This window comes from Actinobacillus vicugnae, from assembly GCF_901687125.1.
Lineage (GTDB): Bacteria > Pseudomonadota > Gammaproteobacteria > Enterobacterales > Pasteurellaceae > Actinobacillus > Actinobacillus vicugnae.
Map to the genome: position 1 here is coordinate 1 of NZ_CABFJY010000001.1, position 12,294 is coordinate 12,294.

Sequence of the window (12,294 nt, forward strand, 5' to 3'; positions counted from 1 at the left end):
GAAGAATATGTGATGTATTACAACCAAAAGCGTATTAAAATGGATTTAAAAGGATTGAGCCCTGCACAATACAGAGCTCAATATTTATAGTGTACTAACCTGTCCAACTTTTGGGGGGCAGATCAAAGTGCGGTCGTTTTTTAGGTTATTTTGGGGCGGTTATTTTAAATTCGCTTTAAAGAAACCGTCCATTTTGTCAATTGCTTGGCTAACGTGCGGAATGCTGTCGTACATTGTCATATGGTTTGCGCCTTTGATGATGAATAGCTCTTTTTCTTTCGCTGATTTTGCCGTTTCATACACCAACTCACTTTGCCAGCGTGAGTCAGCTTCGTCGCCTGCAATCACCAGTAATGGTTGCGTGAGTAATGTATCCGTGCCGTTTAATGCGTCGAAATTCATCGCTTTGCTCAAGCCTGAGAACAAGAATTTATTTTGTGCCGTTGGGTAGTAACCACGTTCGCCTAAGTAATATTCGTAAGCGTCTGCCAAGTCTTTTGGCGTATCTTTGGTCACTGGAAGTAGCACATCAGTATATTTTAGTGGTGCGCCGTTTGCTTCCGCTGTGCGTTGATCGTTTACTTGTTTTAAAAATGCTTGTTTTTGCTCATCAGTCATCGGCGTGCCGTCCCAAGCGGTATTGTGGCGGACGAATGCACTCACGGTTGCTAATGCTTTAATGCGTGGATCTTTGGTGGTAGCTGCCACGGTGTAACCGCCACTCGCACAGATACCGAGCATACCGATTTTATCGCTATCTACATAAGGCAATGTCGTTAAGTAATCCACGGTGGCGTGGAAATCACCAATGCGTTTTTCAGGATCTTCAAGTAAACGTGGATAACCGCCACTTTCGCCTTGGTGTGATGCGTCAAACGCAATCGCCACGAAGCCTTTTTCCGCCAACATTTTGGCATATAAACCCGAAGCCTGTTCTTTTACGCCACCGCCTGGGTGCCCGACGATAATCGCAGGGTATTTTTTGCTTTTATCGAAATTTTCAGGGAAGTAAATGTTCGCTGCCATCGTGATGTCACCGTTTTGGTAACGGGTTGATTGCATATTTTTTGATAGCGATTTGCGATGTGCTTCCGAATAGATTTTACCTTCGGTCATCACAGTGTAAACGGTCTGATTTTGTTGCGTTTTTGCGATTTCGTTACCTGCAAAGGCAGTTTGAGTTAATCCTGCGATTGCGGTTAAGGTAAAAAGTGTATTTTTGAGAAAAGTCGATTTCATTTTAAATTCCTATGTGTGAATAAATAATTGATGTGGTGCATTATAGCGGTTAGATTTGTATTGACTATATAGCTAATTTTGCATACAGTGTTTAAAATTATTCAACAATATGGCATTTTATGGATCACGCACTTTTTCGTACTTTTTTACTGGTTGCGGAAACACAAAGTTTTACCAAAGCCGCTGCACAGCTTGGTGTGTCTCGCTCGGCAATTAGCCACAGCATCAATCAGCTCGAACAACAATTAGGCATTCGCTTATTTCAACGTACTACCCGTAAAGTTTCGCTCACGGATGCAGGCGAGCAAATTTTTCGTCAAATTCAACCGCTCTTTTTGGAAATCGACCACAAAATTAGCGAAGTATTGGGCAATTATGACCGCTTGCAAGGCACGCTTAAAATTACAGGCACACTACACGCCCTTTCCGTGGTATTAGGTGAGAAATTTGCCGATTTTCAACGCCAATATCCGCAGGTTACTCTTGAATTACACAGTGAAATGCGGTTTGTCGATATTGTGGCAGAACGTTTTGATGCGGGCGTGAGAATGGGCGATCTGCTGGCACAAGATATGGTGGCGGTGAAGGTTTCTGAACCGATGACGATGTGCTGTGTGTCGACACCTGCGTATTGGGCGGAACACGGTAAGCCAAATGAGCCGTCGGATTTGGCTCATTATCATTGTTTGCGTCTTCGCTTGCCTACGCACGGCGGTTTATTGAATTGGGCATTTAAACATCGGGACGACACGGAAATGTCTCCCACGCTAGGCGGGTATTTTATCAGCAATGACGATACGTTATTACTGAATGCCTGTCGAAATGGGCAAGGTATTTTTTGGATAGAACGCAGTTTAGTGGAAAGTGAACTTCAACAGGGTACGCTTGAAACCGCACTCGATGATTGGGCGGTAACTTATCCGCCGTATTATCTCTACTACCCTAACCGTAATATATCACCGTTGTTGCGGGCGTTGGTAGACGTGTTGAAAGGATAAACAAGCGGTCAAATTTCTCAAAAAATTTGCAAAAATTTCGGGAAATCCGACCTCTTGTTTTAACGAGTTTGGCAAGAAGTGATGTTATTTATCAATCTTCTTCCACGCAGTTATGCAACTCAACAGTAAAAACAGTGCAATAATAGTTGCCATCGCAAGTGGGGTGCCGTTGGAGAACCATGCGAGTAAGAGCGAAGAAATAATGCCGCTGCCGTATTGCAATGCGCCAATTAGCGCAGAGGTGGAGTCTGCAATCTGTGGTACGCCGTCAAGGGTGGCCGCCGTTGAGCCAAGCAGCAATAATACCGTTAGCGGAAAACAGTAAAAACACCGCAAACACAATCGCCACAAGCCTGCCGATTTCGCTATACGCAAAAAAGAGCAATAACACGCCCGCACCGCCTGCTACCGCTGTGGCGGCTTTTAACAGTTGATCGAGAGAAAAGCGGTGGACTAATTTTCGGTTAAAAAAACTTAATGTCATCACGCCCACAATATTGAGCGCAAATAGCCAGCCGTAGTGCTGTGGTTCAACGCCAAAATAGTGGATATAAACCTCAGGTGAACCGACAATAAACGCATAAGCAGCAACATAGAAGAACGTAACGACCAGTGTATATTTCATAAATTTTGCGTGATGTAACAGCGTTTGATAATTGCGAAATGCTGACCAAATCGAACCGCTTGTACGCTTCGTCTTAGGCAATGTTTCGGGCAGGGAAAAAATAGTTAGAAACATCACTATACTGATTAAAGCGAGCAACCAAAAAATGGCGTGCCAACTACTGACTGTGATGATTTGCCCACCGAGCAATGGGTCTATAATCGGAGCAACTGCCATAATCAGCGTGAGTGTAGAAAGCATTTGTGCCGCTTGGCTGGCACGGAAAAGATCACGAATCATTGCGCGCGCCAGCATTGGACCAACACAGGCACCAAATGCTTGGAAAATACGCCAAAGCATCATTTGCTCAATCGAATTTGACAGCGCACAGCCTGCCGAGCCAATGGTGAACAAAATCATGCCAATAAACAGCGGAATTTTTCGTCCAATCCGATCCGAAATTGGTCCCCAAACTAACTGTGCAATCGCAAAGCCGATTAAAAAACCTGTTACGGTTAGTTCTACATCGCCTTGTAAATCCAGTTCCATTTGTGGCATAGCAGGCAAATACACATCAGTTGAAAGCGAAGTAAATGCCATTAATGTGCCTAAGATAAATAAAAACGAAAGGGAGGTTTTGGGGTGCATTATTTTTCCTTAATATTCCGAAAAAAGCATAGCCACAGCATAAAGCGAGTGAAATAGGCAATGCTGATCAAAATGGCAAAAAGATGATAGCCAAACAGCGAAAGCAATACGCCCGAGAGCAACACATCTTGTAACCGTTGAAAAACGTATTTAGGTTTCATAATCCGAGTGCAAACCCGCCTGCACAATATTTTTCGCCATTGGCTCCAAATTGCCCGCAAGATTGGCATAAACCAAGATTTTCCCCACCATTGCTTGAGTGAGTTGCTCAAGGTTCATCACATCTCCTTCAACTACACTCACACGCTCACTTGCCAAGTGCGCAAGACGTTTCGCATTGCGTAAAAATAGGGTTAAATGCGCATCGGTTTCTACGAGTAAGGTTTGAATCGCCACTTTTGCCAAGCCACCATTGACACCAAGAATCAGCATGTTTTGCATATTATTTTTTCTCCGTTTTTGGATTAATTAAGCACATTATAGGATAATGGATTCGGCTTGATTAGATAGGGAATTCTGATTAAAGTAATGAAAAATATTCATTAATCGGCAAAAACAAGTGGTTAATTTTGCAAAGGATTTTGAGCTATGAAAGAAAATTTAAATGATCTTAGGGCGTTTTTAGTGGTCGCTCGTGCGGGCAGTTTTACCAAAGCGGGGGCACAATTGGGCGTATCGCAATCGGCGTTGTCGCACGCTATTCGAGGCATTGAAGCACGGTTAAAAATCAAACTATTTCACCGCACCACCCGCAGCATTTCAACTACTGAAGCAGGCGAGCAGCTTTATCAACGCTTGTTACCGTTGTTTGATCAAATAGATCGTGAAATCAATGAGCTAGGGGAATTTTTAGGTGAGTTGCGAGGCACGCTACGCATCAACGCAACCGAACTCTCATTCAGCTTGTTATGGGAAAAATTCGAGCGATTTCTGACCGCTTATCCTGAAGTGAATGTGGAGCTTTCAAGTGACACACGTTTTACCGATATTGTTGCTGAGCGATTTGATGCAGGGATTCGTTTAGGCGATGACGTGGCAAAGGATATGATAGCGGTTAAAATTTCCGAAAATTTAGCAATGTGTTGCGTGGCAAGCCCTGTTTATCTTGCTCAACACGGTACGCCAAAAACACCCTATGATTTAACTGAACATCAATGCCTGCAACTGCGTTTACCGATCAATGGTGGCATTTTAGACTGGGAGTTTTTTGATCCTAAAATCAAAGGTAAAACATTAAAAATTCAGCCGCACGGACGCTTTATTGCGAATACCAATGGCGTGCTTATCAATGCTTGCTTATCTGGTATTGGGATTATGTGGACACCGATTCACCTAGTCAAAAACCAACTCGCTAGCGGCGAATTGGTACCGATTTTGTCTGATTGGAATATGCAATACCAAGGACTTCATCTCTATTACCCTAATCGTCGAGAAAATTCGCCGTTATTGAAGGCGTTGGTTGCGGTGTTAAAGGGATAGGTGTCAAGGGGGGGATTGAGATTGTTTATAAAATAGACGGTTTATATTAAATTATACACGCAATGTATAATTATACGTTGCGTGTATAATTTTGTATAATTGTTTTAAATCAAATTGTTATGGTTGTTTATTTAATAATATGGGGCTTTCTTCTTTCCTCCACTAGTTTGTGAAGTTCTCTCCCACTTTCTAATTCTTTTTCTGTTAATTCAGGAATTTCGGCAAACCATTTGCTCCATCTTTCTGATATAGAGAGCAAAGAAATTTCATTATATTGTGTACTATTAATCTTTTTTGTAAAAAAATTTACTAGTTCTAATGCTAACTTTTTATTTTCCCAAAATCTTTTACAGATCCATAAATGAATATCAACCAACTGCAAACCAATGCTTTCACCTGATTTATAATCTATGTCTACCAATGGCATTGATGATAAGTCCATACTGGGCATATGCGGACCTATTTGGAGTGGCTCATTACTATTTTTTCTGACATTTTGATAAAGCTTAGTTATCCAATCTTGGGTACGATTAAATTCTGATTGAATATCTACAATAATTTTTGTTGCTTCTATGTCATTTTGCTCAATTTTATAGCAAATTAAGAAAAGAACAGATTGAAAAGAAATTATATTTGGAGAAACTTGTAATATATTATCTTTATCAAAAACATTATAATATATTTCTGATGGTTGTTTTATGACCCATTTTAGTGCATCGGTAATAACTTCAAGTAGTCGTTTGTCTATAATTTGACTGTTTGCTCTATCTAAAATAATCTGACAAATGCTAACTAAACTTTGTTGAGCTTTTTCTGAATTTGTATTTATTCTTGCATTCCAAGCTTGTTTTGCTAGTTCATCATCAAATAGCTTTGCAATGGCTAATAATAAGGGATACCTAAGAGGTGTCCAATACCAAGTCCAAGGTACTGTAGGATTAGCTCCTTGATCAAATACTTGATCAAAAAAACTGATAATTGCAAAATCTTTCTTATTTAGTCTACATACATCAAAATTTATATCATATTTTTGATATATGTGTTCTAAATCATCAATAATTTTTATCAGTTTTCCATTACCTAGTTCATTTGCGTGCAACTCATTTACAGATAATTTATTTTGTAATTTTAAAATATCCTGCTTGGCAATATTATCTAAATCAAACTTGGAATTTAAAATTCCATAGTATAAATAAGGCTGATTTGGATCAAAAAGATTAGTTCCTGAATGCCCACTTTCATCTATATAAAAATACATAATAGTTATCCTTAATTAAAATAAATTTTTTGACCCAACCCCATACAACGGTACATTCCGCATCCAATCCTGTTCTCGATAATCCGACATTGAAAAGCGAATCGCCTGTTTTGGCTGGTATTGTTCATAGTAAGACCGCAGGCTTTTTGCTTTTAGATTTTCTTCCGCTTTTACTTCGATTGGGGTGATGTCTTGTTTGTTTTGCACTACAAAGTCCACTTCCGCCGTGCCTTTTTCCGTTGCCCAGTAGTAAATATGATTTTCAGGGTCGGTTTTTAATTGTTGGAGTACATATTGTTCGGTTAAAGCCCCTTTAAATTCGGTAAATAAGCGGTTGCCGTCTAGCAAAATACTAGCGTCTAAACCTGATTTGGCGGCGAGTAGCCCCACATCTAAAAAGAACAGTTTGAAGCTGTTTTCTTGGTAGGCGGTGAGAGGCAAATGCGGTTTTTTAATGCGGTAAACAGGCTGAACCAATCCGCAATCGGTCAGCCATTGCAGGGCGATTTCAAAATCTTTTAGCCGTGAGCCTTGCTGAACTTGGCTTGGCATAAACTTTTTGTTTTCTTTTGCCAGTTGCTCGGGGATCGAATGCCATAGCGCACGTACACGGTTTACCGTTCTGCCGTCTTTAATATGCTTAGAAAAATCCAGTTCGTAGGCTTGCAAAAGTGCTGTTTGAATTGACCGCACTTCGGCAAAATTTTGTGTATCAACAAAGGTTTGCACTGCTTCTGGCATTCCTCCAACAAAATAATATTGGCGTAATCTCTCGATATAACGGCTTTTCATTGTAGTAATTAGCGCCCAATCTTGGCTTTGTAGCAATTTGTATAACGGCGCATCATTCATCGCTAACAAAAATTCGCCAAAATCCATTGGCTGAATGTGTAAAAACTCCACTTTGCCAACAGGGAACGATAAACCTTTGTGCAAAGCGACACCTAACAATGAACCTGCAGCCACAATCGCAAAGTGCGGTGCGTTTTCGTAAAAATATTTCAAGGCAGACAAGGCTTTCGGCACTTCTTGAATTTCATCAAAAATCAAAAGCGCATTTTCATCAATATCTACACCCATTTCAATTTGCAAGCCTAGAATCAGGCGATCAATATTGAAATCGCCCTCAAATAAGGTTTGCATTCGGCTGTTATTGTCAAAATTCACATAGGCGGTTTTGGCAAAATGTTGCTCACCAAAATATTTCATCACCCAAGTTTTGCCAACCTGTCTTGCCCCTTGAATCACCAACGGTTTGCGGTTGTTTTTGTTTTTCCACGTTACTAAATCTTTTAGGATATGACGTTGCATATCGCCTCCAATTATTGTCTAAATTTTCAGCTATTATAAAGCAGATTACACTTTTTCCTAGGAAAAATTGTTTAATTTCACATTTTTTCCTAGGAAAAAATGGGTTGAGTCGAATTCTTTCCAAAGTGCGGCTAGAAATTTTTAAGAATTTTGGGGTGTTTGAATAAAAAAACTTCCCTGATATTGCCATCAGGGGAGGGTTACAAGCGGTCATTTTTTGCGAATTTTTTACAAGCCCCAAACCATAGCAGTTTGAAATATGCAAAAGCTAACAATTCCCCTCGCCCGTTTACGGGAGAGGGGAAAAATACTCATTTTGTGAAATTTGTTACACAAATTTTTTCCTCTCTCCCGAAAGCTGGAAAGAGGAAATTTTCAGTAAGTTTAGTGTTTCGAATACTTATGGGTGTAGATGGCACAATTGCAAAATTGTGTGGAAATTTACCCGCTTATGGTCTCAAACTGTCATCATTGGCATGGTTAAATAAAAAACTGCTCTGCCACCAAGCCTACGGCAACGGTGAGCATTGCCACGCCTGAAAGGCGGGAAACCCATTGGGCGGCAATTGGGCATGCACTTAATAATGTTTTAGAGGTAATGCCAACAAGGGGATAAATCACTAAACAGCAGGCGATAAAGCTGAACCCTAATACAAGAATTTGGTTTGTGGTGCTCCAACTGGCATCAACCCGCACAAATTGTGGCAAAATGGCGAGCAATAACAAAAAGCCTTTTACATTCAATAGGCTAACAATACAGCCTTTGGTTAGCCATTGTTTGGCGGAAAGTGTTTCTACTTTTTCGGCGCTAATTTTTCCTGCACTTTGTAGCATTTGAATGCCCAAATAAGCCAAATAAATCGCGCCAATCATGGTAAGTGCGGTTTAATAATGCGGGAAATTTTGCCAATGTTACGCCCAGCCCTGTCGCTACAATTAACACCACAATCACATAGCCAACCACGATGCCTAATATGGCGGGAATTACCCGTTTTTGAATGCCTGCAGCAATCATATAAGCCCAGTCTGCACCAGGTGAAAGCGTGAGAGAAAGTGCTACAATCGCAAACGCCCAGAGTATTTCGCTATTCATAAAAATCCTTGATTTTGTTACTAAAAGTTAGGCCTATCATAAAATATTTTTATTGGAAGGTGTTTGCGAAATTCACTAGAATGGGCGAATTTCTCTCACTGAATTGTCTGGGCAAGTGGGCGTAAGTTTATCGCCTTGTCAACGCCGTGTTAAGGCTTTAGAAGAGTAAGGTGTCATTCTCGGTTATCGTGCCGTGATTAATGATAGAGCACTTGGCTTAGGTTTTGGAGCGGTGTTATTTGTGCAATTAAAAGGCACGACGCAAGAAGAGATTTTGGCATTTGAACAAGCGCTTACCGATGTGAAGGAAATCGCACAAGCCCAGCGGTTATTTGGCGAACCTGATTATTTGCTCCATGTCCATACTGCCGATTTAACCAGCTATCAGCGTTTGTATGATGAAAAGCTTTCTAATTTGCCCAATGTGGCACGAATTACTTCTACACTGGTGATGAAAGAGTTGGATTTGGGGTAATTTTTTAGGCTACCTGAAACAAAAAACGCCATTTCCCCAACAGAAATAGCGTTTTCCTTTTTATTCTGCCCATTCGTCTTTATCTAAATAGCAGTGAGCAACTTCAAAACCGAAAATCTAACTGCTTATTTCATTGAGCTGGTTTAAGCTATTACAATAAATTTATAAGAGAAGATTGACATAAAAAAGCCTCCGAAGAGGCTTTTATTGCGTTGAAATTATAGGATATCTAATAATTCAACTTCGAAAATTAAAGTTGCAAATGGAGGGATTGAAGCGCCTGCGCCACGTTCGCCGTATGCTAATTCTTGTGGAATAGTTAAACGCCATTTTGAGCCAACGGTCATTAATTGTAATGCCTCAGTCCAACCTTTGATTACGCCAGCTACTGGGAATTCTGCTGGTGTACCACGTTTAACAGAGCTATCAAATACCGTGCCGTCAATTAATGAACCTGTGTAATGTACACGCACTGTGCTATCTGCTGTTGGTTTTGCACCTGTACCTTCGCTTAACACTTCGAATTGTAAGCCAGAGTCAGTGACGTTTACGCCTTTTGCTTTCTTGTTTTCTTCTAAGAATGCTTTGTTGTCTGCTTCAATAGCTTTGAATGCTTCTGCTTGTGCCGCTTCTGCACGAGCACCTAATTCTTGTAACGCTTGAGTTACTTCGTTTAAGTCAATTGCTGGTGGGTTTTGGTTTAATACATCATAGATACCACGAGCGACTGCTTCGGCGTCTACGTCCATACCGCTACTTAATAATTGTTGACCGATTTGTAAACCGATACCATAGCCACCTTTTGCTTCTGTACTTTCTAAAGCAACTGCGTTGAAATCTAATGCCATTTTTTGTTTCCTTTTTGTTAAAAAATATAAAGACGCGCACTGTTATGGGGATGATTTTGTTAAATACAAGCCTAATAGCAAACAAAGCGGTCAAATTTGGCAAATTTTTTGCTAAATCTAACCGCTTGTGTGCATTGAGTTTATATTAGAAACTTAAATAAGGTGCAACTTTTTGGATTGTTGCATCACCAATACCAGCAATGTTTGATAGCTCTGTTGCATTTTTGATTTTTCCCATTTTGTTACGGTAATCAATAATGGCTTGTGCTTTTGCTTCGCCGATGCCACTTAACGTTTGTAATGTTTTTGCATCTGCAGTATTTACGTTTACTTTTGCAGAAGAAGCCACTTTAGTTGCAGCTTCTTTGCTGGTGGTTACTTTGTCTGTCGCTTGTGCTTTTACCGTTTTGACTTTTTCTTTCGCATTGGTTTTAACTTCGTCTAATGCGTTTGTTTTTGTGCGTTTTGCGCTATTTAATGTGTCTTTTGCATTCGTTGCTTTTTCTGTTGCTGAAGCTTTTACTTTTGCTACAGTTTCTTTGGTTGCAGTCACTTTGTCTGTCGCTTGCGTTTTTGTGGTGCTCAAAGTTTCTTTAGCAGTTGTTGCTTTATTGGAAACAAAAGTACTCACTGAATTTTTTGTATTGGTTAATGCGGTATTTGCGGAGTTTTTTGCTTGGCTCATCTGATTAGTTACTGTGCTTTTGGCGTTATCTTTTACCGCAGTTAATGGGCTAGTGATTTCTGCGAATGAAGTCGCTGAAACAGCCATTGCAGTAGCCAACGCTAAAAGAGTTTTCAAAGATTTCATAATTTGCTTCCTATTTAAAATGATGGATTGGGGAAAGTTGAGTAGTCAGCTCAACCCAAACAGGACTCTAAGACTGAATGCTCAAATATTAGTTCAGATTTATACTCTGTTCGAGTAAATATTGTACAGCATTTTTTATAAAAGTTTGTTCTAATAATCAACTCTGTTGCCTATCGTTAAAATAAGTAATTAATGAGTGTGAAAGGATAAAAAATGAATATAACAAATGAATTAGCTCAAACTATTTTAGCCACGGTGCAGCAAGAAGTTGTGCCTGCATTAGGTTGTACCGAGCCTGTTTCTTTGGCGCTAGCATCTGCTGTAGCTCGCCAATATTTGGGCGCCTTGCCCGAGCGAATTGAGGCAAAAGTTTCGCCGAATTTAATGAAAAACGGTATGGGCGTAACTGTACCAGGTACGGGCACGGTGGGTTTAACGATGGCAGCAGCGATTGGCGCAATCGGGGGCGATCCAAATGGCGGTTTAGAAGTATTAAAACAAATTACCGCAGAACAAGTAGCGCTCGCTAAACAGATGATTAACGAACACAAAATTGAAGTGAGTATTTCTGATACCGAGCATATTTTGTATTCTGAAGCAACATTATTCCATGCAGATCAACAAGTTAAGGTGCGGATTGCCGCTCATCATACGAATGTGATTTATATTGAGAAAAATGGTGAAATGTTATTTTCTAAACCTTGTTTAGTTGAAAGCGAAAATGCTGAAAATGTGTTTGCTAAGCTTAGCGCTAAAGATATTTACGATTTCTCGTTAAATGTTGCACTTGATGAAATTCGTTTTATTCAGCAAGCGGCTATTTTAAATAGTGCGCTTTCACAAGAGGGGTTAAACAAAGATTACGGATTGCACATTGGGCGTACACTACAAAAACAAATTGGTAGAGGATTAATTAGCGACGATTTGCTCAATCGTATTGTGATTGAAACCACTGCCGCTAGTGATGCACGGATGGGCGGTGCAAATTTGCCTGCGATGAGTAATTCAGGCTCGGGCAATCAGGGCATCACCGCTACTATGCCTGTAGTGGTAGTCGCACGCCATTTGGGCGCAACGGAAGAGCAACAAATTCGAGCGTTATTCCTTTCACATTTAATGGCGATTTATATTCATAGCAAATTACCAAAACTTTCTGCGCTTTGTGCGGTAACCACGGCTGCGATGGGCAGTTGTGCGGGCGTTGCGTGGTTGCTTACAGGTAAATTTGAGGCAATCAGTATGGCGATCAGCAGTATGATTGGTGATATTAGTGGAATTATTTGTGACGGTGCGGCAAATAGTTGTGCAATGAAAGTATCGACTAGTGTCAGCTCAAGTTATAAATCGATTTTAATGGCGTTAGACGATACCCAAGTCACGGGCAATGAAGGGATTGTTGAACACCAAATCGACCGCTCAATTAATAACCTTTGTGCAATCGCTTCACGCAGTATGCAATATACTGATCGCCAAGTAATTGAAATTATGGTGAGCAAGCCAAAAACGATTTAATTTCGTGCTTATAAAGGG

15 protein-coding genes are annotated in these 12,294 nt (G+C 40.4%); 6 read left to right on the forward strand and 9 right to left on the reverse strand.

The window, feature by feature from the left end; genetic code table 11:
* A partial coding sequence (locus F8M47_RS00005; protein ID WP_150538174.1) for an IS3 family transposase occupies positions 1–90 on the forward strand: 90 nt, incomplete at its 5' end.
* Between the two features lie 69 nt (positions 91–159).
* Here the strand turns inward: F8M47_RS00005 and F8M47_RS00010 are convergent.
* A complete protein-coding gene (locus tag F8M47_RS00010; RefSeq protein WP_208790014.1) occupies positions 160–1,239 on the reverse strand; it encodes an alpha/beta hydrolase in 1,080 nt (359 codons plus the stop codon).
* Between the two features lie 119 nt (positions 1,240–1,358).
* On the opposite strand from F8M47_RS00010, the gene F8M47_RS00015 reads away from it, so the two are divergent.
* Positions 1,359–2,237: a LysR family transcriptional regulator gene (locus F8M47_RS00015; protein WP_150538175.1), complete on the forward strand. Its 879-nt coding sequence runs from the start codon at positions 1,359–1,361 to the stop codon at positions 2,235–2,237.
* 268 nt (positions 2,238–2,505) lie between these two features.
* Here F8M47_RS00015 and F8M47_RS00020 read toward each other — a convergent pair whose 3' ends face one another.
* The gene (locus tag F8M47_RS00020; RefSeq protein WP_208790015.1) at positions 2,506–3,489 is read right to left on the reverse strand and encodes a multidrug effflux MFS transporter; all 984 of its coding nucleotides are present in this window, start codon (positions 3,487–3,489) and stop codon (positions 2,506–2,508) included.
* Between the two features lie 150 nt (positions 3,490–3,639).
* Positions 3,640–3,930 carry an NAD(P)H-binding protein gene (locus F8M47_RS00025; protein ID WP_150538176.1) on the reverse strand — a complete coding sequence of 97 codons (291 nt, stop codon included), beginning with the start codon at positions 3,928–3,930 and terminating at the stop codon, positions 3,640–3,642.
* Between the two features lie 147 nt (positions 3,931–4,077).
* Here F8M47_RS00025 and F8M47_RS00030 point away from each other — a divergent pair, with 147 nt between their 5' ends.
* A complete protein-coding gene (locus F8M47_RS00030; RefSeq protein WP_150538177.1) occupies positions 4,078–4,968 on the forward strand; it encodes a LysR family transcriptional regulator in 891 nt (296 codons plus the stop codon).
* Between the two features lie 127 nt (positions 4,969–5,095).
* On the opposite strand, the gene F8M47_RS00035 is transcribed toward F8M47_RS00030, so the two are convergent.
* The 4 genes from F8M47_RS00035 to F8M47_RS00050 form a co-directional block, all read right to left on the reverse strand.
* Positions 5,096–6,226 (reverse strand): DUF3800 domain-containing protein, encoded by a 1,131-nt coding sequence (locus F8M47_RS00035; RefSeq protein WP_150538178.1) that lies wholly within the window; start codon positions 6,224–6,226, stop codon positions 5,096–5,098.
* Positions 6,227–6,241: 15 nt separating this feature from the next.
* Positions 6,242–7,537 carry an ATP-binding protein gene (locus F8M47_RS00040; protein ID WP_150538179.1) on the reverse strand — a complete coding sequence of 432 codons (1,296 nt, stop codon included), beginning with the start codon at positions 7,535–7,537 and terminating at the stop codon, positions 6,242–6,244.
* A 480-nt stretch (positions 7,538–8,017) separates the two neighbouring features.
* The gene (locus F8M47_RS00045) at positions 8,018–8,410 is read right to left on the reverse strand and encodes a LysE family translocator (protein ID WP_150538180.1); all 393 of its coding nucleotides are present in this window, start codon (positions 8,408–8,410) and stop codon (positions 8,018–8,020) included.
* Positions 8,346–8,630 (reverse strand): hypothetical protein, encoded by a 285-nt coding sequence (locus F8M47_RS00050; protein WP_150538181.1) that lies wholly within the window; start codon positions 8,628–8,630, stop codon positions 8,346–8,348. The genes F8M47_RS00045 and F8M47_RS00050 overlap by 65 nt, the downstream gene beginning before the upstream one ends.
* A gap of 88 nt (positions 8,631–8,718) precedes the next feature.
* Between F8M47_RS00050 and F8M47_RS12400 the strand changes: the two genes are divergently transcribed.
* Positions 8,719–8,799: a winged helix-turn-helix transcriptional regulator gene (locus F8M47_RS12400; protein ID WP_425292553.1), complete on the forward strand. Its 81-nt coding sequence runs from the start codon at positions 8,719–8,721 to the stop codon at positions 8,797–8,799.
* A 24-nt stretch (positions 8,800–8,823) separates the two neighbouring features.
* Positions 8,824–9,105, forward strand: a complete 282-nt coding sequence (locus F8M47_RS00055) for an Lrp/AsnC ligand binding domain-containing protein (RefSeq protein ID WP_244298013.1) — start codon at positions 8,824–8,826, stop codon at positions 9,103–9,105.
* A 218-nt stretch (positions 9,106–9,323) separates the two neighbouring features.
* Here F8M47_RS00055 and bamJ read toward each other — a convergent pair whose 3' ends face one another.
* The gene (gene bamJ / locus F8M47_RS00060) at positions 9,324–9,953 is read right to left on the reverse strand and encodes a BamJ family beta-barrel-assembly machinery protein (RefSeq protein WP_150538182.1); all 630 of its coding nucleotides are present in this window, start codon (positions 9,951–9,953) and stop codon (positions 9,324–9,326) included.
* Positions 9,954–10,098: 145 nt separating this feature from the next.
* On the reverse strand, positions 10,099–10,764 hold the full coding sequence (locus F8M47_RS00065) for a ComEA family DNA-binding protein (protein ID WP_150538183.1): 666 nt from the start codon (positions 10,762–10,764) through the stop codon (positions 10,099–10,101).
* Between the two features lie 213 nt (positions 10,765–10,977).
* Here F8M47_RS00065 and F8M47_RS00070 point away from each other — a divergent pair, with 213 nt between their 5' ends.
* Positions 10,978–12,276 (forward strand): L-cysteine desulfidase family protein, encoded by a 1,299-nt coding sequence (locus F8M47_RS00070; protein ID WP_150538184.1) that lies wholly within the window; start codon positions 10,978–10,980, stop codon positions 12,274–12,276.
* The last annotated feature ends 18 nt before the right edge of the window (positions 12,277–12,294 follow it).

Excerpts from the sequence above, each read along its gene's own strand:
- F8M47_RS00035 (WP_150538178.1), bottom strand. The coding sequence starts at position 6,226 with ATGTATTTTTATATAGATGAAAGTGGGCATTCAGGAACTAATCTTTTT.
- F8M47_RS00025 (WP_150538176.1), bottom strand. The coding sequence starts at position 3,930 with ATGCAAAACATGCTGATTCTTGGTGTCAATGGTGGCTTGGCAAAAGTG.
- F8M47_RS00015 (WP_150538175.1), top strand. The coding sequence starts at position 1,359 with ATGGATCACGCACTTTTTCGTACTTTTTTACTGGTTGCGGAAACACAA.
- bamJ (WP_150538182.1), bottom strand. The coding sequence starts at position 9,953 with ATGGCATTAGATTTCAACGCAGTTGCTTTAGAAAGTACAGAAGCAAAA.
- F8M47_RS00070 (WP_150538184.1), top strand. The coding sequence starts at position 10,978 with ATGAATATAACAAATGAATTAGCTCAAACTATTTTAGCCACGGTGCAG.
- F8M47_RS00010 (WP_208790014.1), bottom strand. The coding sequence starts at position 1,239 with ATGAAATCGACTTTTCTCAAAAATACACTTTTTACCTTAACCGCAATC.
- F8M47_RS00020 (WP_208790015.1), bottom strand. The coding sequence starts at position 3,489 with ATGCACCCCAAAACCTCCCTTTCGTTTTTATTTATCTTAGGCACATTA.
- F8M47_RS00050 (WP_150538181.1), bottom strand. The coding sequence starts at position 8,630 with ATGAATAGCGAAATACTCTGGGCGTTTGCGATTGTAGCACTTTCTCTC.
- F8M47_RS00065 (WP_150538183.1), bottom strand. The coding sequence starts at position 10,764 with ATGAAATCTTTGAAAACTCTTTTAGCGTTGGCTACTGCAATGGCTGTT.
- F8M47_RS00040 (WP_150538179.1), bottom strand. The coding sequence starts at position 7,537 with ATGCAACGTCATATCCTAAAAGATTTAGTAACGTGGAAAAACAAAAAC.
- F8M47_RS00030 (WP_150538177.1), top strand. The coding sequence starts at position 4,078 with ATGAAAGAAAATTTAAATGATCTTAGGGCGTTTTTAGTGGTCGCTCGT.
- F8M47_RS00045 (WP_150538180.1), bottom strand. The coding sequence starts at position 8,410 with ATGATTGGCGCGATTTATTTGGCTTATTTGGGCATTCAAATGCTACAA.